At 42.5% G+C, this 26,590-nt stretch carries 21 protein-coding genes and 1 pseudogene; 6 read left to right on the forward strand and 16 right to left on the reverse strand.

The features are described 5' to 3' along the window. Positions 1-109 precede the first annotated feature (109 nt). Genes J5A55_RS11705 through J5A55_RS11715 form a run of 3 tightly spaced genes read left to right on the forward strand, consistent with a single transcriptional unit; the run spans position 110 to position 2,695 of the window. Positions 110-1,027 (forward strand): DMT family transporter, encoded by a 918-nt coding sequence (locus tag J5A55_RS11705; protein WP_039850881.1) that lies wholly within the window; start codon positions 110-112, stop codon positions 1,025-1,027. 13 nt (positions 1,028-1,040) lie between these two features. Then, entirely contained in the window at positions 1,041-1,910 is an 870-nt protein-coding gene (locus J5A55_RS11710; RefSeq protein WP_004382111.1) for a DMT family transporter, read from the forward strand. A 29-nt stretch (positions 1,911-1,939) separates the two neighbouring features. Then, a complete protein-coding gene (locus J5A55_RS11715; protein ID WP_004382110.1) occupies positions 1,940-2,695 on the forward strand; it encodes an SDR family oxidoreductase in 756 nt (251 codons plus the stop codon). 27 nt (positions 2,696-2,722) lie between these two features. Here the strand turns inward: J5A55_RS11715 and J5A55_RS11720 are convergent, their stop codons facing one another. Further along, positions 2,723-3,214, reverse strand: a complete 492-nt coding sequence (locus J5A55_RS11720) for a DUF4112 domain-containing protein (RefSeq protein ID WP_004382109.1) — start codon at positions 3,212-3,214, stop codon at positions 2,723-2,725. Positions 3,215-3,478: 264 nt separating this feature from the next. Between J5A55_RS11720 and J5A55_RS11725 the strand changes: the two genes are divergently transcribed. Beyond that, on the forward strand, positions 3,479-4,081 hold the full coding sequence (locus tag J5A55_RS11725; RefSeq protein ID WP_234396049.1) for a DUF4890 domain-containing protein: 603 nt from the start codon (positions 3,479-3,481) through the stop codon (positions 4,079-4,081). A 103-nt stretch (positions 4,082-4,184) separates the two neighbouring features. Here the strand turns inward: J5A55_RS11725 and J5A55_RS11730 are convergent, their stop codons facing one another. From J5A55_RS11730 to J5A55_RS11750, 5 genes are all read right to left on the reverse strand, one after another. After that, positions 4,185-4,670 (reverse strand): dihydrofolate reductase, encoded by a 486-nt coding sequence (locus J5A55_RS11730; protein WP_004382106.1) that lies wholly within the window; start codon positions 4,668-4,670, stop codon positions 4,185-4,187. A gap of 5 nt (positions 4,671-4,675) precedes the next feature. Beyond that, positions 4,676-5,470 (reverse strand): thymidylate synthase, encoded by a 795-nt coding sequence (locus tag J5A55_RS11735; protein ID WP_004382105.1) that lies wholly within the window; start codon positions 5,468-5,470, stop codon positions 4,676-4,678. A 15-nt stretch (positions 5,471-5,485) separates the two neighbouring features. After that, positions 5,486-6,880, reverse strand: coding sequence for a methyltransferase RsmF C-terminal domain-like protein (locus J5A55_RS11740; RefSeq protein WP_039851067.1), 1,395 nt, complete (start codon positions 6,878-6,880; stop codon positions 5,486-5,488). Between the two features lie 35 nt (positions 6,881-6,915). Further along, positions 6,916-9,003 (reverse strand): PorE family type IX secretion system protein, encoded by a 2,088-nt coding sequence (porE, locus tag J5A55_RS11745; RefSeq protein WP_004382103.1) that lies wholly within the window; start codon positions 9,001-9,003, stop codon positions 6,916-6,918. A gap of 101 nt (positions 9,004-9,104) precedes the next feature. Next, complete coding sequence (locus tag J5A55_RS11750; protein WP_004382102.1) at positions 9,105-11,768, reverse strand: endonuclease MutS2; 2,664 nt, start codon at positions 11,766-11,768, stop codon at positions 9,105-9,107. 175 nt (positions 11,769-11,943) lie between these two features. Here J5A55_RS11750 and J5A55_RS11755 point away from each other — a divergent pair, with 175 nt between their 5' ends. Beyond that, the gene (locus tag J5A55_RS11755) at positions 11,944-13,959 is read left to right on the forward strand and encodes a TonB-dependent receptor plug domain-containing protein (RefSeq protein ID WP_004382101.1); all 2,016 of its coding nucleotides are present in this window, start codon (positions 11,944-11,946) and stop codon (positions 13,957-13,959) included. A gap of 41 nt (positions 13,960-14,000) precedes the next feature. On the opposite strand, the gene J5A55_RS11760 is transcribed toward J5A55_RS11755, so the two are convergent. From J5A55_RS11760 to J5A55_RS11775, 4 genes are all read right to left on the reverse strand, one after another. Beyond that, positions 14,001-14,633 (reverse strand): cation diffusion facilitator family transporter, encoded by a 633-nt coding sequence (locus tag J5A55_RS11760; RefSeq protein WP_004382100.1) that lies wholly within the window; start codon positions 14,631-14,633, stop codon positions 14,001-14,003. Continuing rightward, positions 14,633-15,424 carry a Cof-type HAD-IIB family hydrolase gene (locus J5A55_RS11765; protein WP_004382099.1) on the reverse strand — a complete coding sequence of 264 codons (792 nt, stop codon included), beginning with the start codon at positions 15,422-15,424 and terminating at the stop codon, positions 14,633-14,635. Before J5A55_RS11765 ends, J5A55_RS11760 begins: the two co-directional genes overlap by 1 nt. A 532-nt stretch (positions 15,425-15,956) precedes the next feature. After that, on the reverse strand, positions 15,957-16,502 hold the full coding sequence (locus J5A55_RS11770) for a hypothetical protein (RefSeq protein WP_039850877.1): 546 nt from the start codon (positions 16,500-16,502) through the stop codon (positions 15,957-15,959). A 64-nt stretch (positions 16,503-16,566) separates the two neighbouring features. After that, positions 16,567-19,278, reverse strand: a complete 2,712-nt coding sequence (locus J5A55_RS11775) for a C10 family peptidase (protein ID WP_004382096.1) — start codon at positions 19,276-19,278, stop codon at positions 16,567-16,569. 779 nt (positions 19,279-20,057) lie between these two features. Here J5A55_RS11775 and J5A55_RS11780 point away from each other — a divergent pair. Continuing rightward, a complete protein-coding gene (locus J5A55_RS11780; RefSeq protein WP_039851066.1) occupies positions 20,058-20,867 on the forward strand; it encodes a hypothetical protein in 810 nt (269 codons plus the stop codon). A gap of 782 nt (positions 20,868-21,649) precedes the next feature. Here J5A55_RS11780 and J5A55_RS11785 read toward each other — a convergent pair. The 6 genes and pseudogenes from J5A55_RS11785 to J5A55_RS11805 form a co-directional block, all read right to left on the reverse strand. Continuing rightward, on the reverse strand, positions 21,650-22,264 hold the full coding sequence (locus tag J5A55_RS11785) for a DNA alkylation repair protein (RefSeq protein ID WP_155813770.1): 615 nt from the start codon (positions 22,262-22,264) through the stop codon (positions 21,650-21,652). A gap of 168 nt (positions 22,265-22,432) precedes the next feature. Continuing rightward, entirely contained in the window at positions 22,433-23,278 is an 846-nt protein-coding gene (locus J5A55_RS11790; RefSeq protein WP_039851358.1) for an IS256 family transposase, variant Zn-binding type, read from the reverse strand. 6 nt (positions 23,279-23,284) lie between these two features. Next, positions 23,285-23,332: pseudogene (locus J5A55_RS12615) on the reverse strand (hypothetical protein); the annotation flags it as partial. A gap of 164 nt (positions 23,333-23,496) precedes the next feature. Then, positions 23,497-24,168: an RluA family pseudouridine synthase gene (locus J5A55_RS11795; RefSeq protein WP_004382089.1), complete on the reverse strand. Its 672-nt coding sequence runs from the start codon at positions 24,166-24,168 to the stop codon at positions 23,497-23,499. Positions 24,169-24,327: 159 nt separating this feature from the next. Further along, on the reverse strand, positions 24,328-25,074 hold the full coding sequence (gene fabG, locus J5A55_RS11800; RefSeq protein WP_004382087.1) for a 3-oxoacyl-[acyl-carrier-protein] reductase: 747 nt from the start codon (positions 25,072-25,074) through the stop codon (positions 24,328-24,330). A gap of 26 nt (positions 25,075-25,100) precedes the next feature. After that, positions 25,101-25,694, reverse strand: a complete 594-nt coding sequence (locus tag J5A55_RS11805; RefSeq protein WP_004382086.1) for a TetR/AcrR family transcriptional regulator — start codon at positions 25,692-25,694, stop codon at positions 25,101-25,103. Between the last annotated feature and the right edge of the window lie 896 nt (positions 25,695-26,590).

Raw genomic sequence — 26,590 nt, forward strand, 5'->3', positions numbered from 1 at the left:
TTTTACTCCCATTCCAATACATCTTTTCTTATCCTTTCATTAGCCTCTTTGCAATAAAATGAGTACTTTTGCAAGTGTAAACGATTATCTAAAACATACACAATAAGTAGTGAATACATCCTCAAACATCAAGGGTTACGGTTATGCCAGTCTGTCTGCTATCACCTTCGGAACTATCCCCCTGTTCTCCATTCCAGTGATGGAAGCAGGAATGGAGTTGCCTTCTGTACTCATTTATCGCTTCGCCTTCGGTTGCTTGTTTATGATGGGCTTCCTTCTTTGGAGGCGTCAGAACTTGCACTTGAGATGGGGAGATGGATTGCGATTAGCATTCCTTTCACTGATGTATTCGGTATCTGCTGTGGCACTGTTCAGTAGTTATGAGTATATGCCGGGAGGCGTTGCTACAACCTTACTGTTCTCTTATCCCGTTTGGACAGAGGTTCTTCTCATCCTCTTCTACCATGAGAAAGTGACGTTAAGAATCGTCTCTGCCATCGTTCTCGCTATCCTTGGCGTGTTCTTCCTGGGTGGTATTGGACAAACAGGAAATGTTAAGTCGATGTTAGGCGTTGTCCTTGCCATGTCGTCCGGATTGCTTTATGCCATCTACATGGTTATCTTTCCGCACATGCGCGTTAGTAAGTTACCAGCGTTGAAGGTGAATTTTTATATCTTCTTCATCGCTATGCTCTTCTTGATGTTGTACTCATCTTTTACCACGGGAGGCGTGCAGAAGATAACAGATAGCAGTTCGCTGCTTTCATTGATATTGCTCGGTCTCGTGCCAACTACCATCAGTAACGTTACTCTCGTTCGATCCTTAACCTTGATTGATTCGGCCAGTGTCGCCATACTTGGGGCTTTCGAGCCCTTGACAGCCATGACTATCGGCATCGCACTGATGGGTGAACCGCTCACAACAACAGTAGTGATAGGCTCCGTACTCATCATTAGTTCGGTGCTAATACTCATCACTAAAGGGCGCAAGATAGCCAATCCTTTACACAAATACTTCACCACGTAGACTATACATCATTATGAACCAGAAGCTTTTATGGCACTTAATAGCAGTGGGAGCGGTCGCTGTTTGGGGCACAACCTTTGTAAATACTAAGGTCTTGTATAATAGTGGTCTCACCCCTTCGGAGATATTCTTTCTGCGATTCCTTATCGCTTATGTCGCTATTTGGTTTATCTCTCCTCGAAAGCTATTCGCCGATAGTTGGCGCGATGAAGGACTCATGCTCTTACTCGGAATAACGGGTGGTTCGCTCTTCTTTGTCGCTGAGAACTCTGCCGTCGGACTAACTTATGTGAACAACGTAAGCTTTATTACGTCCACTTCTCCACTAATAACTGTTATCCTCGGGATCGTCTTCGTGAAGAGCATTAAAGCAACTTGGACGTTAATAACAGGCTCGTTAATAGCCCTTCTGGGTGTAGGAATAGTGATTTTCAACGGTAGTTTTATCCTGCATCTGAACCCTTGGGGCGACCTCTTGGCACTGCTTACTGCGGTGTGTTGGGCGGTCTATTCGCTATTGATGAAGGCTGTTTCAAGCAAGTATTCAGCCGTGTTCATCACCCGCAAAATATTCTTTTATGGACTCGTGACAGTGCTCCCGATGTTCCTAATCAATCCATGGACAGCAACGTTCTCTATGCTTATGACGCCCAAAGTGGTGCTCAATCTCTTGTTCTTAGGACTAATTGCTTCGTTCTTATGCTTCGCTTTGTGGACGGTTGTCATTGCACGACTTGGAGTGATGACAGCGTCTAACTATCAATATCTGAACCCAATAACAACAGTCGTGGCAAGTGCTATCTTCCTAAGTGAACCTATGACGGCAATAGCCTACATGGGTAGTGCCTTGATCTTAATTGGGGTTGCGGTGTCGAACAAATAACCGATGATAACGTCTTAATAAACAAATATATGAAGAAAACAGTATTAGTAACTGGAGCAACAAGTGGTATCGGTGAGGCTTGTGCCCATCGGTTTGCTCAAGGAGGGTATAACGTGATTATCACAGGCAGAAGAGCACCTCTTCTTGCCGAACTAAGGAAGAAACTGGAGGCTGAAGGAGCGAAAGTTCTTGCCTTGGCATTTGATGTTAGGAACCGAGCAGCTGCCACGAAAGCTATTGAGAGTCTATCGGATGAATGGCAACAGATTGATGTCTTGATTAATAATGCGGGCTTGGCTCTTGGTTTGGAACCTGCTTATGAAGGGCGTTGGGACGATTGGGAGACTATGATTGATACGAATATTAAGGGCTTACTGACCATGACTCGCCTCGTTACCCCACGTATGGTGCAACGCAATAGCGGACACATTATTAATATAGGGTCGGTTGCTGGCGATGCAGCCTATGCTAATGGGAATGTCTATTGTGCAACGAAAGCAGCAGTGAAAACCTTCACTGATGGATTAAGGATAGACCTTGCTTCAACCAATATACGTGTTACGAATGTCAAACCGGGACTTGTAGAGACCCACTTCTCAAATGTTCGCTTTCATGGAGATGACGCTCGTGCAGATGGTGTATATAGAGGTATTCAACCCTTGACAGGCGCAGATATTGCTGATGTGGCATATTATGCAGCATCGGCTCCGGAGCATGTACAAGTGGCAGAAGTATTAGTTCTTGCCACACACCAAGGCAGTGGTAGTGTGATACATCGTGATTGATTCCGAAACAATCATTCGTCTTATCGGCTAAAATAAAGAGCCGATAAGATGAATAAGCCACGTAGTCAGACTTACAAGAAGGACTATCATCGCAATGATTAAGACGATCATTAATACAATGAGAAGGGCACTTTGTACAGCTTTGCGGTTCACATCGCGTATCACCTCTTTGTCTCCTTCAACGAAGCCACGCACAAGTTGCATGTTTTCTCGGTTCGCCTTATGGAAGAAGTCGATGACATCTCCGATATAAAAAGGTATCAGTCCGAGCAGAACATCACGCAAACTATTATTGATAATGGCTAAGGCAAGAGGAATACTACGTATCTTTACGAAGGCAAACCATACATAGAGTAGGGCGAAGAGAGCCGAAAGGATATCGCCAATACCATAGGGAAGAAGACCGAGAATACCGTCTAAGTAATAGTCATCCATAACTCTTTGCGTTTGCTCCATAGCCTTATAAACATTGCTATCATTCATCCGCTCTTGTGCTTTCAATCTATTTGCTTCTTTCATAAAATTACCCTTCTCTGTATTAAAAGATAATAAGTACAATCAGACTTGATTGTGGGCGCAAAGATACAACATATATATCATACATAAGAAAAGGGCTTTCATTAATAATTATTAAAAAGCCTCTTTCACGACTAATAATACTTATCTGTAATTTGTACAAATCCCTTTTGTATTGTATCTTTGCATTCGTTCAAACACATAGGCAAGTTAATTTAATTGTTTGTGGGGCTTGAACGATATAGTAATAACAAATAAAAGATTTATATGAAACGTATAACATTATCACTGATTGCAGTTTGCTTAATGTCATCAATGGCGTTATCTGCAAAGGATGTAAACGCTATCAATGCTAACGAAATAGCATGGGTTCAACAAAAAGGTGGCTGTTATAAGCACACTGCAACACCACAGCATGTAACAGATAAGATGGTTAGCAAGTTGGGACTTAACGCTAAGCAAGCTAAGAAACTATTGCAACTTAATGAGAAATATGCTGATCTTTTTGTAAAGAATAGCGGTTGTAATAATTCTGAGAGACAGTCTTGTGGGATGAAAGGTAGCTGTGAAAAGCCATGTGATACAGCTGAACAGAAATGCGAGAAAGCCGAGAATAAGGCTTGTTGCAGTGCTGCTGGAAAAGGAAATTGTACATCTGGTTGCAAGAAGGAGTGTACAAATGAATGTAATAAGGAGGCTAAGTCTGATTGCAAGAGTGGTTCAACAGCATGTAAAAGAGACGATAAGCAATGTCAGTCAGGAGCGCAAGAATGTAAGAAAGATAAGCCTTGTGAGAAGCGTACAGCATACAACGCTGAGTTGAAGAAGATTCTTACCAAGGCTCAGTTTGATAAATACATGAGACGTTAAAGATACACCCCTTTCATAATACTAGATTATTGGTGCGTTGGTCAGGACACTCGATTGTCCGAGCCTTCGCACCTTTTTCGTATGTAGGAAGTAGCTTTTAAAACTACTTCCGAACGTAATTTACAAATGAATAGGGTGGGGTATCATCCGTAGCGGGGTGTTCCTCACGCGATTCAACACGCCAAGTACCATCGTTATAAGGTGGAAAGAAGACATCAGCCTGTGCTGGGGTATCAGCAATCTCGGTAAGATATAAACGGTTGGCAATGCCTAATGCCTCCTTATATAAGCTCGCACCACCGATGATAAAAGCCTGTTCGTCAGCATGAATATGGCGCATTGCCTCATCTAAAGAAGGATAGACTTCACAACCCTTAAAGTCCTTCTCCGTTCGACTCAATACGATGTTTCTTCTGTTAGGGAGTGCTCCCTTGGGTAGAGAATGGAATGTTTTACGCCCCATGATAACGGTATGTCCCGTCGTTAACTGCTTGAATCTCTTTAGGTCCTCACGTATGAAATAGACCATATCATTTCGATATCCAATAGCGCGATTAGCCGCTACTGCTGCTATAATATTTAGTTCCATAAGCGTTAGACAGCCACTTCTGCTGATATATGTGGGTATGGGTTATAATCTACGAGTTCGAAGTCTTCGTACTTAAAGGCGAACAGATCCTTCACATCAGGGTTAATCTTCATCTTCGGAAGAGGGCGAGGTGTACGTGTGAGTTGTAGTTTCGCCTGTTCGAGATGATTGCTGTATAGATGTGTATCACCCGTTGTGTGGATAAATTCCCCAGCCTCTAATCCTGTCACTTGAGCCATCATCTGCAAGAGAAGAGCATAAGAGGCTATATTAAACGGAACGCCGAGGAAGGTATCTGCCGATCGCTGATAAAGCTGCAAAGAAAGGCGTCCGTCGGCCACATAAAACTGAAAGAGACAATGGCAAGGGGGTAATGCCATCTCATCAACCTCGGCTGGGTTCCATGCCGTAACAAGCATGCGGCGAGAGTTAGGATTATGCTTTATCTGATCAAGGACATTGGTTATCTGGTCAATAGTTCCACCTTTGTAATCAGGCCAAGAACGCCACTGATGACCGTAGACAGGTCCTAAGTCGCCATGCTCATCAGCCCATTCATTCCATATCCGAACGCCATGCTCTTGTAGATAATGTATATTAGTATCACCGCGAAGGAACCATAGTAACTCATAAATAATACTCTTCAAATGGAGCTTCTTAGTGGTTAGTAATGGGAAACCATCACGTAGATTGAAGCGCATCTGATTACCAAATACGGATAGAGTACCCGTCCCCGTGCGGTCGCCTTTATGCACTCCTTCGTTGAGAATGCGGCTTAGTAAGTCTAAATACTGTTGCATGTTATGGATGTGTTATTATTTATTTGTTTCTGTAATGACCTTTACCTCTTGGGGAATATATCCGCTTTTTATCCTCCACTCCTGTGGGTAAAGGTTGTTGGCACGGTTCCCTAAGTTCTTTGCAAAGCCTATTTTATGGTGCTTATAAGTAAGGAGGACAATGCCACGAGGGACTTCACTGCCGAGTGTGATAGCTTCATGTCGAAGATAGCTAATGGCAGTGGGGTAGTCAACCTCTATATTGGGATAAATGGAAGTGTCGCCTGTTATCGAAAGAGCCAACGTATGGTCTGGGATGATGGTCTTGCCCTTCTGTATTCCTGCCTTTACTCCGTAACTAAGGATGCGAAGCCGTCTTTTTGCCTCGGCAACGGCTTTTGAGGGGTCAAGAGCTACTTCTTTTTGTAAGTTTTCATCCTCTCCTCGTTTGCGGATAACCGCCATGAAAAGCCCTTCACCACGTGTCTTACCAGGGATGAAACGATAAACAGGGAAGTTAGAAGCCGTTTTTGAAGGATTACCAATCAGTGAACTGGTGATATTCCAAGCCTCTTCTGTTGGCACAGGAAGCAACTCTGCATTATATTCATCAAGTATCCACGCCACATTCTCTTCGTCTTCATGGGCATTGAAAGTGCATGTGGAGTAAATGAGGAGACCACCTGGCTTGAGGTTATCCCATATATCTGAGATGATACTACGCTGTAGTTTCCAACAGTTCTCAACGTTCGTTGTGCTCCATTCAGCAATGGCTTGCGGGTCTTTACGGAACATCCCTTCCCCCGAACAAGGTACATCTGCGATGATAACATCGAATGTTAGTTTCGTTTTCTGGTATTCCCTTGGGTAGTTATTGGTGACTATTACATCCGAATGACCGTACTTCTGTACATTTTCAGCAAGTATTTGGGCACGTTTGGGGATAGGTTCATTACTAAAGAGGAACGACCCTTGGGGTAGGGAAGAGCGTGCGCAAGTGGTCTTCCCACCAGGTGCTGCACAGAGATCAAGTGCCATTACGGGGTGTTTCACATAATGGCGAAGTACGTGAGAGAGGAACATTGACGATGCTTCCTGCACATAGTAAACACCTGTGTGAAGCATGGGATCAAAGGTAAAGTTCGGTCGCTCTGCCAGCCAAAAGCCCTCTTTGCACCATGGAATGGGCTCAGGATGAAGATTAGGGTTCACTTCCTCCGTAGCTGATAGCTTATAGCTGTTCTTTCGAATACTGGTTGGTGCAGGTTCGGTAAGCCCTTTGAGGAACACATCAAACAATTCCTCCCCAAAGAGTTTACGGGTATAGTCGACAAAAGCAGGGGGTAACGTGGGGGCATTCTCCACCTTATATATAATAGGGCAGGTGCCGATCTGTTCCACTGCCTGCCGTTGATTCTTATCTTTTACCATATCATTACACATCAAACTATCGGGCGATAAATAGCCTATTCGATGAAGATTTCATATTCATCATCGCTCTTCTGCGTTGTTTTCGGCTTCGGTTTCTGTTTTAAATTGCCCTTTTCATCAAACATGCCATAGGTAGTTCGAAGAACAATAAATTCCGTTCTACGATTGAGTTGATTGCATACCTCTTGTTTATCCTTTGGTAGTTTCTTGATGAAGTCTTCGGTCAGAACATCGTTTTCCTTCAGCCAGTTGTACTTCTCCGTGAGCTTCTTTCTGATCTTTTTAGGGCGTTCCTTACCATAACCAACAGGTGTCAAGCGGTCTTGCGCAATCCCATGTGCGGTGAGATAAGCCACTACTGCATCCGCACGACGCTGTGATAAGCGTTTGTTGTAATCGGCAGATCCGATGCAATCAGTGTGTGCTGAGAGTTCAATCGTTACGTTTGGATTCTCGTTAAGGAGCTTAACGAGATCGTCCAAAGCCTTTTCGGACTCTGGTCGAAGCGTCGCTTTGTCAAAGTCATAGAAGATGTTATCAATCAAGACAGGTACGTTAATGCCGGCAAGAGGGAACTGGAGCGTGTACTCCTTGGACTCTCCAACAGGTGAAACATGTATCTCTTCCTTATGATTTAAGTATCCTTTACAGGTTGCAAGTAGTACGTAATTGACGCCCGGACGTATCTCCTGCTCAAAAGAACCATCTCCCTTGACAGCCAACTTCTTGTTAGTTCCATCGTCACCAACCATGAATACCTGTGCTGCAGGTAGTTCGTAACCATCCATCTCATATACCCATCCCTTGATAGTCTGTATCACTTCGGGGAGTTCAAAACTATAGATATGATCCCAACCGCGCCCATCGTTACGATTAGAAGAGAAGAATCCGCGGTTGTATCGACCCTCGAATGTCATACCAAAGTCGTCTCCCTGTGAATTAAGAGGGTATCCCGGATGCTCTAAATGATAGTGATGGTCGTCACCAACCTTTGCTATATAGATGTCTAAACCGCCCATTCCTCCATGTCCATTACTAGAGAAGTAGAGGTCACCGTTGGGTCGGAAGGTTGGAAACTCTTCGTCTCCTGAGGTGTTGATAGGCTCTCCGAGGTTCTCAACACCACCAGTGGTTCCACCGCTAAGGCGCACTCTCCAGATGTCAAGACCACCTTTTCCGCCTGGCATGTCACTGGTGAAATAAAGCCAATTACCGTCTGGTGAGAGGGCTGGATGTGCGAAACTCGACAGCGAGTCACGACTGATTTCGAGCTTAGTAGCCTTACTCCACGCTGCATCCGTGCGGTTGCTCACGGCGATCTGGGCATATCGAGGATAAGTGGGATCCGTTAAGCATTGTGTAATATACATCTCTCTGCCATCCACAGAGAATGCTGGTGTACCCTCATCAGCGTCTGTGTTGAGTCCAGAAGCTATATCCTGAGGTACGCTCCACTTGCCTTTGTCGTCCTTTTCACTTATGAAGATGTCACCCGCTTTAGCACCAGTAATACCGCTGATATCGTCTCCTTGTGCATCATTGCGAGTCGAGGAGAAATAGAGCTGATCGAACTTGTCGCCATAAAGCATTGGTGAGTAATCCTGCCGACGAGAGTTAAATACATCCATCCGCTTGACTATGTACTTCGAACCCAACTCCTTCGTTTGTGTTGCCAAAGTAGCTGCTTCAAGGCTCTGAATGATGAGTTGGTTGCCAAGTAACGAATCCAAAGCTATTTGATATTCCTTTATAGCCTCCCTGTAACTACCATTCTTCATCAGATTGTCAGCCAGTTTTTTATGCGTTTCACCATTATCTTGTTTATAACGGATGATATTTCGGTAGGCAGCTATCGCACTTTGATAAGACGAAATGCGGTCATAACACGCTGCTAACTTCGTTGCGATGAGCCCACGTTGCCGTCTCTCCTTAGGTGGGGTACGCTGGTAAGCAGTCTTAAACTGTGTTGCGGCATTATAATACTCACCCATGGAAAGGTACTTGTCACCTTTCTTTATATTGCGATCTGCGCCACATGAACTAAGTATCAATAGAATACTAATAGCCATGACAACGCTTTTCTGTTGTGTACCAAAGATATGTAAAAGCCTTAGATAACCCATATTATCATATAAACGTACATCTGTTTTTATTATTGTTTGGTACTCGGTGACATTGTGAATACCGATGAGTTGTATTATTATATAAGGTGGACTGCCCAGCTTTAAAGCTCTACTACGGTGATTCCAGCACCTCCGAATTGTACGTGTTCATCGTGATAATTCGTCACATTAGGCACTGTTCCGAGGTATTGACGTATGAGTTGACGCAAGATACCATTACCTTTTCCATGTAAGATACGCACTTGACTTGCCCCAACGAGGATAGCATCATCGATGAAATGTTGCACTTGATTCAATGCTTCGTCAGCCCTCATACCACGCACATCGAGCTCTTGGTGGAACTGATTACGGTGCTTATCGATGGTTTCACGGGTCTCCCTACTATAGTTAAAAGCCTGAAATTGCTTCTGTTCCTGCTGTAGCGTCGCTCCATCCACACGCTCTAATCGACTGATAGACATCTTTGTTCGCATACCACCAAAGATGACTGTCGCCTGTTTCCCATCAATTGCTTCAACCTTACCAACCGATGTCAAGCCTTTGATGCGCACGTTATCACCAACCATGATAACGCCTCCGCTTTGCTGTTTACGCACTGCATTCTTCAGGGCTTCAGCGGCTACTTGCTGCTTTTCAGCTTTCGTCTTGAGGTGTTGCTCATGCTTTTCTTTGCGCTTCTTAATCTTATCTACTCTCTTTTGGAAGTCCTCATCAGAAAGCAAACCACCATTTTTAAGATTATTCTTATTCGACTTGTCAGATGCCTCCGACCGATCTTCCTCTATCAAACCAGCCTCATATTGCGCCAGTTCCTGGCGTATCCTCTTTGTTTCCTCCTTCTCTGCTTGCTTCTCTCTTATCTCTTTGATCGCATTCTCAATACGCCTGTTACTCTCTTTGATAAGCTCTTCTGCTTGTCGTTTCGCACGGTTGAGAATATCCTTTCTACTCTGTTCCAAGGCATCAAGCTCACGCTCATATTGAGCAATACTCTTCGATAAGGACTTCTCCTGACTATGTATCATCTGCCTCTTAGCTTCCCAGTATCTTTTGTCCCTAACTATGTCCTGTAAGTACTTATCACTTCGAATGTAATCACTGCCAACGATCGATGAGGCATCCTCGATAACAGCCTCTGGAATACCTGTCTTGCGGGCTATCTCTATTGCAAATGAGCTACCGGGTCTACCGATAGCAAGCTGGAATAAAGGTCGCATCTCATGTCTGTCGTAAAGCATGGCACCATTGACTGTACCTGGATGAGCCTCTGCGAAGTGCTTAAGGTTTTGGTAGTGTGTGGTGATAACAGCCCATGCGTGCTTCTCCCAAAACTGCTTTAACACAGCTTCCGCAATGGCCCCTCCAATCTGAGGCTCCGTCCCCGTGCCAAACTCATCAATAAGTATCAAGGTCTTATCAGAGGCTTGTCTCATCATCACCTTCATATTCATCAGGTGTGAAGAATACGTACTCAAGTCATTTTCAATACTCTGTTCATCGCCTATATCTATCATTATATCGGAGAAGAGACCAGTAGTGGAACGATCGCTAACAGGTATTGATAAGCCACATTGAAGCATATATTGAAGCAAGCCAACTGTCTTCAAACACACTGACTTACCACCTGCGTTTGGACCCGAGATAACCAACAGGTGCTTGTCTTCCGTTAGCTGAATATCAAGTGGAACAACGCTTGCTGGCACGTTTCCCGTTACATCCTCTTCTTCCGAGATCGTTGTTTTCTCTTCTGCTGGTAACGAACGACTTAATCGCTCCTTGTCCTTTCTTTCCAATGAGAGTTGTAATAGTGGGTGTATCGCGCGAATCCAGTCTATATGCGGATCAGCCTTTACCTCTGGTTCAAAAGCCTTGAAGTAACGAGCCAACTCAGCCTTTGCTCTGATGAAGTCGATCGCTGCCATGAGACTATAGGAATCGATGATCTCACGCACATTAGGGCGCATTTTCTTAGCGAAGTCAGTGAGTATTCGGATCATTTCTCGCCGTTCCTCGCTCTCCAACTCACGTATTCTGTTATTAGCCTCAACGACTTCTGTTGGTTCAATATACACCGTTTTACCCGTCGCACTCTCATCATGAACAATGCCAGAGATCTTTCGCTTCAATCCAGGAGCTACTGGTATTACCAGACGACCATCACGTATTGCAGGTGTAACATCCCTTTCCACGAGTCCTTCTCCTTGTGCCGAACGCAAGATACTGTATAGTGTTCGAGATATACTTCCCTCTGTTCTTGCCAACTCCCGACGTATCTGGAGCAATTCAGGTGACGCATTGTCGCGCATCTTACCGAACTTATCTATGATTTGCGAAATGCGTTGTACCAATAGTGGGAAAGTCGCAATCCCATCCGCCAAGTCGTATAAAGCAGGATAAAAGTGCTTTATCTCTCCTTGCTCCGTTGCCTCACCGCGACTCAAGAAAGCAACGATTGCAATGATAGTTTCCAGTGATCTCTTTAGGTCGAAAAGCTCTTCTACCTCCATGTGCGTGCCCTCTAAACGGATGCGGGACACGCTCTCACGCACATCAAAGAAGTTATCAAGTGGGAAATCATCCTGTCCTTCCTGTACACGACGGAACTCCCTTATCTCTTCCAACCACCTGTTTACCTCGTTAACATCGGTTGAGAACGCCATTCCATCTACACGTTCTTTCCCCAAGGGGGACAGACAACGAGCACGAAGCAAGGCTCTCACCTCACTGAAACCAATCTTTTGTTCAAAGTTCTTAGGGTATATCATTGTTGCTTTTTACTTTCTTTTCCATCACAGAAGGTACTTTTCTCACCTTCCACACATTATTACCTGCAAAATTACTAAAATTTACTTGTAACAAAGACATAAATCTTTTGAAGAGCAAAAGGAATCCAATTTTATTTACTATATTTGTCCTGTCAACTACAAACAATGCGCTTGAATGATGAAAAAGATAATACTCTCATACCTTGCACTTCTATTCGCTCTGTCCTTATCAGCGCAGACAAGCAATGCGCTCTATGCCCCTTTTATCCATCAGGCGAATGTATTTCCACAAGAGAAAACCTACGTTTGCACGGATGCGAATTGTTATCAAGCAGGGCAACGAATCTCTTTACGTGTCTTCGTAGTGAATGCTATCACACATCAACCTACTGACATGAGCCAGTATGTATATGTTGAATTGATCAATCCAGAGCGTGTTACCATTCGACGCATCCGCCTTCTGCAAAACCAACAAACGTTCACAGGTTATATCGACATACCCGATAACGCTGCCAAAGGGCGTTATCTCCTGCGCGCCTACACCCGTAATATGACGAATGTAGAGGGCTATGAAAGTACGAAGAGTATTTTTATTGGTGGAACGGGAGAGCTCCTTTCTGCATTTGATAACAATCTTCAAGATAGTATAGAAGTAATTTATGATAACTACATAACAATCAATAGGTTAAAAGATAAGGTTAGAGTATCTATAAAGGATAGCCTCCTTGCTGCTAAAAGAGAACTTTGGTTGTTGGGACACTGCCGTTCCGTACCTTTCTACTTTGCGAAAGTAAGCCCCCATACCGCCCTTGTCTTCCCTCTAAAAGACTTCAATCAAGATGGGATTCATTCGTTTGTATTGTTGGATTCAGACCTTAATAAGCTCAGTGAACAGCAATGTTTTATCAATCAGAAAAAAGAGTTTTGCACCCTAAAAGTTAGTCTTGATAGCACTTCACAAGCAACGAATGGAACCCTCCCATGCCTTATCACCGCCCCTGACCTCCATCCCGATGAGACGATGGACGTTGCTGTCCGCCTCGTGAAGAGCCTACCCAAGGAGAATAGGGATGGATATTCTAATATCCTGTCTCACCTCTTGATAGATGAAGACACACGTTACTCCTTAGAGCAACCAGCCTCTTTACTGAACGATCCAAGGCTTGACGGCTTCATAAGAAACCATCTCTGGCAGCGATATAACCTATCGGATGTCTTGAAGAAACAGTATCAACAACCATTAGTAAAGGTAGAAACGACAGCACAGATACGTGGGAAAGTGGAGACACTCATAGGTCACAGACCCATTAAAGGGGGCGTGGTCAATCTCATCTCGCCTAATCGTGGATTCTGCGCAGCCGTTAAAACCGACGAAAAAGGGCAATTCGTCTTCGATGGAATGGACTATCCTGATGGCACGCAATACGTACTCAATGCTTTCACGAAGGCTGGTAAAGGATGGGTGAAGCTCTATTTGGACGAGGACAGCTATCCGTCTTTTGCATCTTCATTACCGCCTTTTAAATGGCTTAGCGATAATGATTCTCTTGCCACGGAAGCGCCTTTGACGGTCACAGATGGGAGTATTAAGCTGGACGAAATACATGTGTTCAGTCACCGACCGAGCTATGCTTCGCGTTCAGATGCATACGCCCGCACAGCCGATTATTCGTTTGGTCTGCGCGACATAGAGGACATTGGTGCCACATGTCTGCATGAGTTGTTGCGGAGAGTGCCCGGTGTAACGGTCGAGTTCGGTAAGTGTTACGTTCGTGGAGCTATGACTATTGAAGGCAGGCATCCTGCGGCTATTGCCGTGGATGGTATCTTTGCGAATGAAGACTATGATTTAGACAATATCCAGATGGCTGATGTTGAACGCGTAGATGTGTTTAAGACGGGTTCAACAGTACTATGGGGAACAGCCGGAGGGATGGGAGTTATCTCTATATCAACTAAGAAGGGGAACTATAATGTGACGTCGGTTCCACTCACAAATACCAAGACTTTCACCACTCTTGGCTATCAAACTCCAACGCCTTATACGCCCAATTCGCATACAGCCTATTGGCAACCTGTCATGCGCGGAACGTCTTTTAAGATTGCTCTCCCTGCTCTTTTAGAATCGGGTTACCACCTTATTATAGAGGGAGTAACCAGTGAGGGACGTCTTATTTACTATGTTCGTTGATGATTAATAAGGTTTTGCTCGCCAGTTAAGAAGCCTCTCTATTAACACTTAGTCAATGCTCTACCTGTGTCCCAAAGCAATCGCTTTGCCCAACGGAGCACTACTATCGCACTCACAACGGCTACCAATGAATCAATCCAAGTGATGTTCCAGAACATTGCACATAGTAAACCAATGATTGCACCAATCTCTGTTAAGGCATCAGAAAGTACATGGAGATAGGCTGCCCGACTGTTATAATCGGTCGTACCATCGTGTCCGTGGAGCACAGAAGCACTGATGGTATTAGCAATCAAGCCCACGATTGCAGTGCCAAGAGCAAACTCGTAATTGAGTATTCCTACGTGGGAAGAGAGTCGTTCGACGGCTTCGACAATAATAAAAATAGCCATTAAGATAAGGAAGATACCGCTTGTAAAAGCCGATAAATTCAGTATCTTATCCGAGTCGTATAGCCTTGTTCCCTTGCTCTCAAGGTGCCTCACCAATACGTAGGCAGCCCAATTCAAACCGATGACAAGTACATGTGATCCCATGTGAACGCCATCTGCAAAGAGAGCCATCGAGTGGGAGAGGAGTCCAACGACCACTTCTGCCAACATCATAACGAAAGTGAAGACAACAACAAAGGCTGTTCTCTTCTCCTGCGAAGTACGTTCTATCTTATTTGACATTACTCTTCTATTATATTAAAGTGTATGAAAGCGTTGCGGATACCATCCTCATCAACGCTCGTTGTGATATAATCGGCGGCAGCCTGAACCTCCTCATTTGCATTGCCCATAGCCACTCCGATGCCTGCTGCACGGAGTATGCTCATGTCGTTCCCGCCATCTCCAAAAGCGACACACTCGCTCGGTTCGAGTCCGATATGTGCTGCCAACTTCAAGAGCGCACTCCCCTTATCGGCACCTTTGACGGTGATGTCAGTAAAAAGAGGGTTCCAACGGGCAGAGATACAATGCTTCATTGCGGGCAAAATGGTAGCTTCCTCCTCTACACGGAAAAAAGGCGTTAATTGTAAGACAGGCTTATCAAGCATTGGCTCTATGGGTTTATGCACATCAATATTCGTCACTTTCAAGCCCTTAACAAACACATCTTCGTAAATCTTAGAGTGGTTGTAGATGCCAATATCATCCCTTCCGCACACCACAACAGCGTAATCTCGTTCCTTGGCATCGGCTATCATGAGTCGAACTTCAGCCTCAGGAATAGGCATCAATGTAATATCTTCATCGCCAATGAACGTTCGCGCACCATTAAAAGTGATGTATCCGTCTATGAGATGACGGATTGCATCGATGTTATTGATGATGGCGACAGGTCGACCTGTTGATATGAAGATCTTTACGCCATGCTCCTTTGCCTGTTCAATAGCCCTTATAGTGGATGGAGGAATTTGATGAGTAGTGAACGAGACCAATGTCCCGTCGATATCGAAGAATGCTGCTTTGATTGCCATATACCTATTACCTTTTGAACAGCAAAGGTACAAAAAATATTAGGAGATAGTACTATTTGCATAAGAAAACAATATCATAATGTAGGGACAGATGCCCTCGTCTGTCCGTAAGTATCTACTCTTTTTGCGGACAGACGAGGGCATCTGTCCCTACAGGTTTGTATCTTTTCCATTTAAGGAGGGCGTTCCTTTGTATCAAAGAGAGGCTTTCTTCATAATAAGGAAACGCCTTCTTCAAAGTGAAGAGGGCGTTTCCTTGTTTTTAGTCTTGCCGTTCCAGCTAATGAGGCAGTGCCTCGTTACACACCGCCCAGTCCTTTCCTGACTACCTTCCGTGAGGTACTCCTCCCCTTAGGGGAGGCTGAGTGGGGTTTCCAACGAGGGCATCCTTCCCTACATCGTGGTGCTCTATTGCACTGAACAAATAACCTGTCTACTTATTAACCAGTCCACTCGTCAACTCTACCTAATCATAATTTTGAATTGTGAACTTTGAATTTTGAATTAAAAAGGGGCTTGGGGAGGCTTCTATTTACATCTTCCTCATGTGATACCCCATACGCTTCAACTGCACAGCAGCACCTATATAATAAAGTTGATGGAGCGCAGCTACGTATGAGTGGAAGGCTTCTGGACTGCCAGGAGCTAATCTGAGGTGATGGAGAAGGTTGTTCGTTCGAGCTGCACACTCACCCACGATGGTTGTTAGTTGCTGATGGTCTTCGGTAGAAAGGAGTAAGACTTTCTCACAAATATAGTCGTCCATGTGGTCATAATCAATACGATTACGAAGATAGGTGTAGAGGTTTTCCACCTTATTATATAGTTCCCAATCTTCATCCCAATACTTGGCAATCGCCATACCAACATACATCATCCAACCTAATGATACGGTGGGATAAGCCGAAAACTCCTTTATTCCATCAGGAAGATAGGCTTCGGCAATCCCCTGCCACTTCTCTTCAATATCTGGTGCATTGGGTAACATCTCATCCACAAGACCACGTTCTTGCAGATAGTTTACCAAATCACTCTTGAACTTCTCTTCGTTTGGATATTGCAAATCTGTCGTTTCCATTATTCTTATTGTTTGATGTGTAAAGGCGGTCAATGGCTTTAACATGGGAATTATAAGGCTTCGTTTAATTGCCAAGCAGCTTCTTTGTGTAACTGCCCTTATCGGTTGTCACCTTTATAATATAGGCTGATGGAGCTAATGGGAAAGCGATTCTATTACTTTCGGCAGCCGCTTTATGGAGGAGATGTAAGCCATTCATCGTGTAGATGTCAACGTATTTCAAGTCTGTTTGAATTATCTCCAACTGACCGTCCACATATCTCATTTGACTGGTTGTATGCAGTTCGTCAATAGCATTAGGCACATCATTGTTAGGTCCATTGATGATTGAGACGAGTAGGGGAGTAGCCTTCCTTGGCAATAAATCCTGCTCTTCTCCATCAATATTGGCGATGAGTGCTAAGCGATATAGATGATGATTAATGAGTTTTATGTCACTTGCTTTCAGCCATCCACTCGTAATGGTAACGCCATCGGAAGCCTTAGCAAGGTTGATTGGCTTCGGATAGCTGGGTAAGGAAATATGCTCATTTGTCTTGGTATCTACAAGCGTTAAGGTGATAGATCCATTGTAATCAACGTTTTTATTGGCGTAGATAACACATCCAACTTTGAAGAGTCCCTCTCGTTTCACATCTATATTAAGCCCCTCGATAGACTCTTCTGCATTATTTTGGACGAATCCGACCACACCAGAAAGGAGTTCCTTGGGGCGTTCCACCTTTACAACTTCAACATAACAAGACTCGTTCTGATTGGCATCACGCACCTGGCACGTTTCATCACTATAGTCGTTAATGATCGTTGCGCGCAGTCGGTAACGCCCGGAAGGGAGGTCATCTGGGAGGGAAAGGGTCAATGTCAAGCGGGTTGTAACGAAGTCTTCAAAGTCGACACTCTTGGTTGTATGCGTATAAACAGACTGGTTGCTAGCATCCAAGAAGTCTAATCGGATCTTGCCATCGAAAGGTCTTGCAAAGAGCTTTTTGATGGCAAGATGGAGCTTAGCCTCACTGCCTGTCTGTAGCTTATCATCGGTTGTTGGCATCGTAGCAAACTGGAAGGACGCATCCACGGAAGGCTTTTCACGATAGGTGATTTTACCATCCTTGACCTCGAAAACATAGCGAGGTGCCTTCTTAATCTTTACCCATTTGCCCCATTCGCCATCGTCTTTTCGAGTGCAGGCAATAGGTGAGAGATTGTATAATCCATCGGTGAGTTGGGTTAAATCAATGGTGAAGTTGATATCTTGGAAGACAAGTCCTCCGGAAACAATCTTGCCCTCGTTCGCCTTAAAATACTCCTTTGTATAGCCTCCCTTATCGTGAGTATCAGATGGAAAAACAGCTATACTCTTTCCTTTCTCATCGTAGATTCCAATACCAAAGTCGCCTTGGAACGGTGTTGTACTTTGGTTTGTAAAGTTCTTATAAGCTATTTGGCACTTCTCTAAAGCAGTTGGCTCATTACCAACAAAGTGCATATCTGCCTCGTTGTTAAAGGCTATGTTGGGGGCATCCTCACGTAGGTTATAATCAATCTTGGCAACTCCTTCCTTATTGGGGTGGGCGAGAATGATGACTAACTGCTTGCCAAAACTCAAGGCTCTACCGCTGAATTCCTTGCCAGAGGTGGTCAGATTCAGTGCTTTCAACGAATAATAGCCATCAGCATTACCGCCCCAACCAAAGTTCATGTGTATCAAGTCGTCACGATCGAAGCCGTCAGCCACCCACGCATGACCGCTTCTGCCGCCACCAGGACTACCCGATATGTATAGCGGAAAACCGTTACGTAATTCGTTCTTAATTATCTCCGTGAAATGGTAAGGACCCTCATCTGCTTTGGTAATTATCGTTGCGTCATAGTTAAAATACTCACGGAGAGCATTCAAGGCATTGCCATCCTGGGTTCCACTTCCACTAGGGGAATACTGCATGTTAACCGCTATTCCAACGTCACTCATTAGGTGAGCAACGGCATTGGCTTGCGTTTCGTTGTATTGACCATATCGATAGTCATTATCCATATTGAGCCACTGGTAGGTTGATTTGGAGAAGTCTGCAGAACGTTGCTGTTGGTCAATTCTCGTGGTATATGTATGCTGGCCTCTTCCCACGAGTGGCCATTTATGGTAGAACATCACTTGTGCCACTGCCGTAGCAACGCACCCCGTGTAATAACCAGTGTACTTATTATAAGGTTCTTCTTGGCTCCAATGAGAATGGAGGAGGGGCTTCACTTCATTCTTCGAAGCGATAGATTGGGATACTGCTGCCGCTGTTGATAGCTTCTGATTGCTATTGAGTTCTTTGTAAACTTGGCGGTATTCATGAAGTAAATAAGCTACTTCAGGATTCAAACGGGTTGTATCTATCACTCCTTCATGGCTATAGGCTAACACTTGCCCCATGGCATCATTGCCTGCAACAATTACGAATCCGTTGCCTTTAGAATCGTTATATATATAATAAGGTGTAGTTCCTTGCTTCTGAGAGAAGCTCGATTGGGACGCAGAAGAAGTTCTGGTAAGAATCTTCCTCTGTGTCTTTTTGTCTACACGAACATATCTTTTTGCAATCTGGAGAGCCTCTTTAGGAGTAATATTATCGGCGTGCGCCTCTGTACAAAGCGATAATATCACACAAAGGCAAATGGTAATCAACCTCATAGCTGAATGTCTGCTATCATTTTTATTAGCCTTCATTTGTAACGATAAGTTCATCATCTTGGTTTGTTGGAAAGTCTTTTTAATATTAATAAAATGTATCATCTTGATTCAAAAAAGTTCTATATTTACTTTTAAAGATATGTCATCACCATCTGACAAAAGTATTTTGTTTGTTTTTGAAGACATATTCCATCATCTGACAAAAGTATCCTGTTTACTTTTAATAAGATAGCTTTACCATCTGACAAAAGTATCCTGTTTACTTTTAATAAGATAGTTTTACCATCTGATAAAAGTGTCCTGTTTACTTTTAATAAGATAGCTTTACCATCTGATAAAAGTATTTTGTTTACTTTTAATAAGATAGCTTTACCATCTGATAAAAGCATTTTGTTTACTTTTATAACATAGCTTCACGATCTGACCACAGTATTTCGTCAGATGATAATAATCTATTTACTTCACTTGGCGGAAACCTTGTGTCAGATATAGAAACGTATCACCTCTAATCAATGGTATAATTAAATCAGCCGCAAAATTACATATTCTTTTTTAAAAAACAGCCCCTTATCCTCAACAATGATTATCCTAAAGCAATAAACAAGGACGTTTCTTGCCTCTGTTTATCATAATTGCCATTACTTTTAAAAAGCGCCTCTTTACCAAAAGGAGATTATTTTTTCTTATTGTGATAGTCATTAGGTGTGGATCTATTCCTACGTTTAAAGAATTTACAAGAGCCTCTTTTTCATCTTAGAGATAAATCTTTTTTGTGAAAAAGTTTGGAGGTTTACGTTTTAGTCTATACTTTTGCAACCAATATGAAGGGCTTAGTTCCGTTGCAGAGAACCCCCCAAAAGCAAATTGAAAGAGTAATATATATGAAGCAAAAAGGACAATCATTATCATTGAAGAATCTTACGAAAAGTAATGTTTGGGACATTCAGGAGAGCGATGTCTTCCGTCTTTGGGCACAAGCAGAGCGTGATGCAGACCTTAAGGATAACGAGCACCACTACATTGACGTGCTTAAAAGTGCCTTTACAATCGAAGAAGTAAAGGTAGATAAGCCTGAAGTCATAAAGAAGTATGAGGATCGTGGATATCAAGTAGGTACTATTAGACTTGATGAAAGTACTGTTGTTAAGTGGGCATTGAAGAAGAAACCAATCCTCAGAATCACTGATTTAACATGGGAAAATATACATCATATCTCAGCCCAAAAGCTCATCGAAGTGCTGGAACGCAATTTCGGTGGTGGCTGGGAAAGCCTTCCTCAAAGTGTACAGGATATTATCCAGAGTGGTTTCGACATTAGTACAACTACCCTACCTACAGCTCGCCTCAAGAAACCAGGAGGTTTGTATGACAAGAAGACTTCTGATGGTTTTGAAGTCTTAGAGATTTCAAAAGGTTCATGGACAGAGGCTATCTTTGCGAAAGAGAAGCCTATGACAACTCTCAATCATATTAAGTTCTCTCAACCAGAGGAGCAAGATGATGATGATAACTTTGATAATTTAGATGATGAGGAGGACTTGCCGAAAGATGAAAAATCATCTGTAGATGATGACGATGACGACTTCGATGATGATAAGTTGACGGAGGAAAGTTATCGCACCACTTTCGACACAAATCCAGAAGAGTTAGAAATACAGGCGGAAGAGGTTGGTGATGATGATGACTTTTAGGTCATCTCTTCACCTTGATATATAATATTAAAATGAAAGGAAACCTTGTTGAATTAACTTCAACAAGGTTTCCTTTCATTTTGCTTGTATGCTTCTTCTTTAATCTTGTTGGCGATCACATCAACTTCAAACCTGTTTCTGAGATGCCCAATGCGCACGTTACATTCTTTTAGTTACGCTTTGCCTTACGAGCAAGAGCCTCACGACGTGCGTTCTGAATCTGTAGGAAACGAGCATCTATACTGCTATCGAATTCCTTGTTCATTGCAATTAGCTTGTTCATAATCATTTGTTATCTTAAACACAACTCGTTGCAAAGATACACCCTTCCAATTAATAAAACCAGAAAAAAGTTCTATTTTTTATCCACTTAGATTATATTTTTGATGATAATCAACCTATTTGATTAAAGTCAAGAATACGGCTAAGAATTTAATATTTATACTTTATGGCTTAAAAGTATTATACAATAATCGTACCTTTGCAATGAATTTCAAGTAGAATTAAGTAATAACCGCAGAGCCAAAGGGGCTTCGCACAAAAGAAGAAAGGACAATATTATGTTGACATTTGGTATTGCAACAATCGTTGCAGCAGTACTTGCAGAGGTCTTGATTGTATCTAAGAAGATAGACCTTGATTAGTAAGAAGGAAAGGAGGAGGAAATTAGTATTCCATTAAAAGACTGTTTGGTAAAATCCAACAGACGGAGATAAATAATTTTAAAAGCCGGTACATTAATTAATGTATCGGCTCTTTCTATTTTTAAACAATATAGGGTTTCAAAGGAGATCAAGGTCGGACAGAGCTTTCTTTGCAATTATCTCCATCTCTTCACTTAATTCACAGAAGTTTAAGACACAGTTAAAAGCAGCATGCTTCAGTGCTAAATTATTACCGGCAAGCGTCGTATGTACCTGATCAAGAAACTCATTAATACCACGCTCGTTAGGTTCCATACCTTTGGCAAACAATCTTGCTAACAACTGATAACCACAAAGTTGATACATATCCTTATCAGATGCTATCCATTGATATGCCAATGAAGGAGCAAAATTAAGATGTTGAAGAAGATTAAAGGCCAATAGCTCTGCCATTTCCTGCGTGTGTAAACGCTCCATCCATACGTCCACAAGATCTTCCGACATTCGTTCAGCAGGCATAATCAGTGTTGCCAGCACTTGACACTCACGTATGTCTTCTTTCCAAAGTTCAATGGCTAAATCATAATCTTTGCCATATTCTACCGCCATCTTTTGCAGTTCAGGCACAGGGACACCCCAATTTATCTTATAAGAAACCCCTTTCTCGCGCATTGACTGTGAAGCCACACCATTCATCAACAGGCGGAATGATTGTTTTATTTGCTTTAGTTTCTCGTGAGTCTGATCAGTTATCATCGTCTTATTATATAATATGTATAGGATTAAACTTTGTTTGCTTTATCGGAACCAACTTATCATCCCGACTTAAAGGTCTACAAATTTACAAGAAAAAAACGATAATCATTATCCGACCTTCACATTTTTGGCGTAATGGACATTTGGTAGGCTGGTTATTCCAGCCTACTTTTTTGTATTTATGAATCCATCTATAAACATCTTCTTGTTAGCTTCATTCAATCCATTATGATTATGCAGTGCTCTTTTAAGTTGTGAGTTAAATCCTTCCAACAGGTTTGTTGTATTAGGTATTTGTATATCTGGATGCTGCTCGCACGTATAGAGCCATGGCAGATGTGTCTTAATAGAACGTCTTGCCGTTCTCAGTCTTCTGTGTGTATAAGTTGTCTTACCCGAGATTAGGAGAGTTCGTTCATTTAGGAACTCTTTCCATTTATCACACCATTTATCAAAAGCGGTTATAAACTCTTCTTTTTTCATATAGAACATCCTTCTCATTAATGCCAATAGTTCAACGCCTGCAGGCAAATGTGGGTTGTTAGTAAGGAGTCTTCTAACTATCTGAAATTGGTGAAATTGACACATTTGTACGGGACAGAAACTTATAGCTTGTAAAAGTCCTATATGCCCATCACACACCACTGCTTTTATCATAGTTCCACGTTCCGCAATATACCAAAGTCCATCAAGATAATCTCTGTTAGTTTCGTTTTTGACAAACTTGCGATAGAGTATTTTGCCTGATGAAGCATCCTGAAAAAGCATCACACCAAATGTCCTGGAAAAGTATGTTGTATCCAATATTATTACTGCAGATTTGGGGTAAGTAGCAGTAAAGCTATCTACCACTAAGCTCAACCTACGTCGTATGGTTCGCTCTGAACATTTATAAAGAGTGGATAGATCAGATATCGTTCGATTTGCCGTCAGATAGTCATTACATAGAGAAATATTATTTATACGCAGACCACCTTGAAATTGTCTACCACAATCCTTGCAGGAATACATCTGAACAGAACGTTGATGCCCATTCTTTTTAACATTTGAGCTATTACAGAAGATACAGTTTTTTTATTCATAGGTTTTCAAATGCTGCAAAGGTAGTAAATAAAAGAATTCCGAGAGGTTTCAGCCTACCAAATGTCCATTACGCCTAGGAGAAGAAGCCAAAGGGAGGAATCAAGGAATCCCACCTTATTATATATAAAGGGCGGAGACTTATCGAGTTAGAACCTTCCAATCGCTTGCCAAAGATTGTCGTTAGGAAGAGGAGACTCCACTTTTATGAGTTCTTTAGACACTGGATGAATAAATTCTACACGATGACTTAGCAAACAGATACCGCCATCTGGATTGGAACGAGGAGCCCCATACTTCAAGTCACCCTTGATAGGACAATCCATATTTGACAGTTGGCAACGTATCTGATGATGTCTTCCTGTCATAAGGTTAACCTCCAAGAGCGTGTAATGATCCGTCTGATTGATCACCTTGTAATGTAAGATTGACTTCTTGGAAGTGGGCACTTGATGGTTATAAGCGTAACTCTTGTTCTGCTTCTCATTACGCACAAGCCAGTCAGTTAACGTCGCTTCGGGTTCAAAAGGAGGACGAGTAACGATTGCCCAATAGGTCTTATGCACCTCACCATTGCGGAACATGTTATTCAAACGAGTAAGTGCTTTGGACGTCTTAGCAAAGATAACTAAACCAGAAACAGGTCTGTCAAGTCTGTGAACAACCCCTAGAAAGACATTACCAGGCTTTTGATATTTTTCTTTCAACCATTGTTTGACAATCTCTGACAATGGTATATCGCCCGACTTATCGCCTTGCACAATCTCACCAGCCTCTTTATAGACAATTATGACATGGTTATCTTCGTAAAGTACTTGCATAGTATATAGTTTTTCCAAGCCTCATTTAAAAGAGAGCTTGTGGTTCGGTGTATATTTCCTTTTAGTGATTTATGATTTTCAAGAGTATTGCTAACGCAAGTTTGAAGCCTTAGCAAGAATGCCTCCCTTCCCCTTGTTGGGGAATAGGGAGGCTTTTAATTACATATTCATACCGCCATCTACCTGGATAACCTGACCAGATACATAGCTTGAAAGGTCTGAACCGAGGTAAACAGCAGTGTTAGCAATATCCTCAACAGTACCACCACGACGGAGAGGAATCTTATCGATCCACTGCTTACGAATCTCTTGTGAGAGTGCTTGAGTCATTGCTGTATCAATGAATCCAGGTGCAATAGCATTAGCACGGATGCCCTTTGGACCCATTTCCTGACCTACACTCTTTGCCAAAGCGATAAGTCCTGCCTTTGAAGCAGCATAGTTTGCCTGACCAGCATTACCATGTACTCCAACGACACTAGCCATGTTGATAATGCTACCACTGCGCTGACGCATCATGACTGGTACGCAAGCATGAATGAAGTTAAAGGCACTCTTCAAGTTAACTGCTATAACGGCATCCCACTGCTGTTCGGTCATACGGAGCATAAGACCATCCTTCGTGATACCTGCGTTATTAACTAAGATATCGATAGAACCAAACTCTTCTTTTACCTTAGCAACGACTTCTTCTGTTTGAGCGAAGTCTGCGGCATTACTTGCATAACCCTTTGCTTTAACGCCTTTAGCAGCTATCTCTGCTTCAGTAGCCTTACCATTTTCATCGATAACAAGGTCAGTGAAAGCAATGTTAGCGCCTTCCTCTGCAAATTTCAATGCGATAGCTTTACCAATACCACGTGCAGCTCCTGTGATAAGGGCTGTCTTTCCTTCCAATAATTTCATATTGCCTTAGTTTATATTGTTAGTTATTACTTTATAATACTCTTACCTAATGCACCATACACAACCTTTGCTACTAACGGACGGGAGGACTCTTCGGTTAGTCCATGACCTAACCGACCATAGATAAATGGTACTTCCAAGCCCTTGATACAATAGTGTGTGATGTCTGCAACTAGCTCTACATTGTCAATATCAAATTCGCCATCTTCTTTCGCTTCTGCATATACTTTGCGAAAGAGCTCGATCTCGTCTTCATCAAAATTCTTGCGTACCTTCTCTACCATCCATATATTTCTAAAGAACTCAGCACGTAAGTTTCCATTGCGCATAACCGTTTCTTTAATCATACTTAGATGGGTGTAAATCAGTTCGATAATCTTATCTTGCGGTCTAATACGCTTTGAGGCAACCTCATCTAACTTATCTGATAGACGTTCCAACTCTGATTCTATCACCGCATAATATACATCATCTTTACTCTTGAAGTAGGTATAGAGCGTGCGTCTTCCTTTACCAGACGACTTCGCAATGTCGTTCATTGTCGTATTGGCTATACCATTCTTTGCAAAAAGTTGCCGTGCGACATCAACGAGTTTCTGCCTTGTTTTTGATATTGACATACCTTTTTACTCCTCTAATCACTGATTTGCACGTTGCAAATCTTATGTGCAAAAGTATATATTATATCCCACATGGGCAAATTTAAGGCTACAAAACTTTATGATTTACCTATAGTCAAGAAGGAAACAAAGTATAGAAAACATCCTTACTAATCTAATGCAAGTATTCCTTATCTTATATAGCCAGTAACCCGCCCAAGCCCCTCTCATCCCTCTAAAACACATAGTTTATTTTAGATTTAAGTTGCTGTCACTTTTAACATTTCAGCTAATTATCTATATTCCAACGACTTATAAGCATCAAAGGTATGACAGGAGTGACAGTAAAATTATTTTTCTTCTTTCACAGTAGATTCTTACTTTCCTTTAACCACTTCAGTTTGATTATTCCCCGTGATACCTTATAGAATCTGTGCTGATGGTTAGCACAAGTCGTGGTTGCCATCAACACAATCATTCCAAGACCCTCTCTCCACTATCAGATAGGCTTTGATAAGTAGGAAGAAACTAACAAAGGGTATAGCTTCAAGTGCTATACCCTTTGCCAATTCACGCTTTGGTGAATGTTTGAGCTTGATTTTTGGGTTCTCGCCTCACGGCGTTTACCCAATCATCTTGCATCATTGTTATCCTTTAATCAATCTTATTTATAACCTTAACTAAACCTATTTAATTGAAACCTGAACAATCTCTTTTGTTCTACCTTAAACTAAATAACTAAAAACCTAAATCTATTACTACTAACCTAAACAATCTATTTGTCTTTTGACGATGCAAAGGTATAACTGTTTTCGCACACACCAAAACATTTGGGGACTATTTTCTATATGATTCTTCATTTATTGACTTATATCAACGAAACTTGTCTTAAAAGCACAAAAAAGGGATGGAACTCT

It is taken from the genome of Prevotella veroralis (genome assembly GCF_018127765.1).
GTDB lineage: Bacteria > Bacteroidota > Bacteroidia > Bacteroidales > Bacteroidaceae > Prevotella > Prevotella veroralis.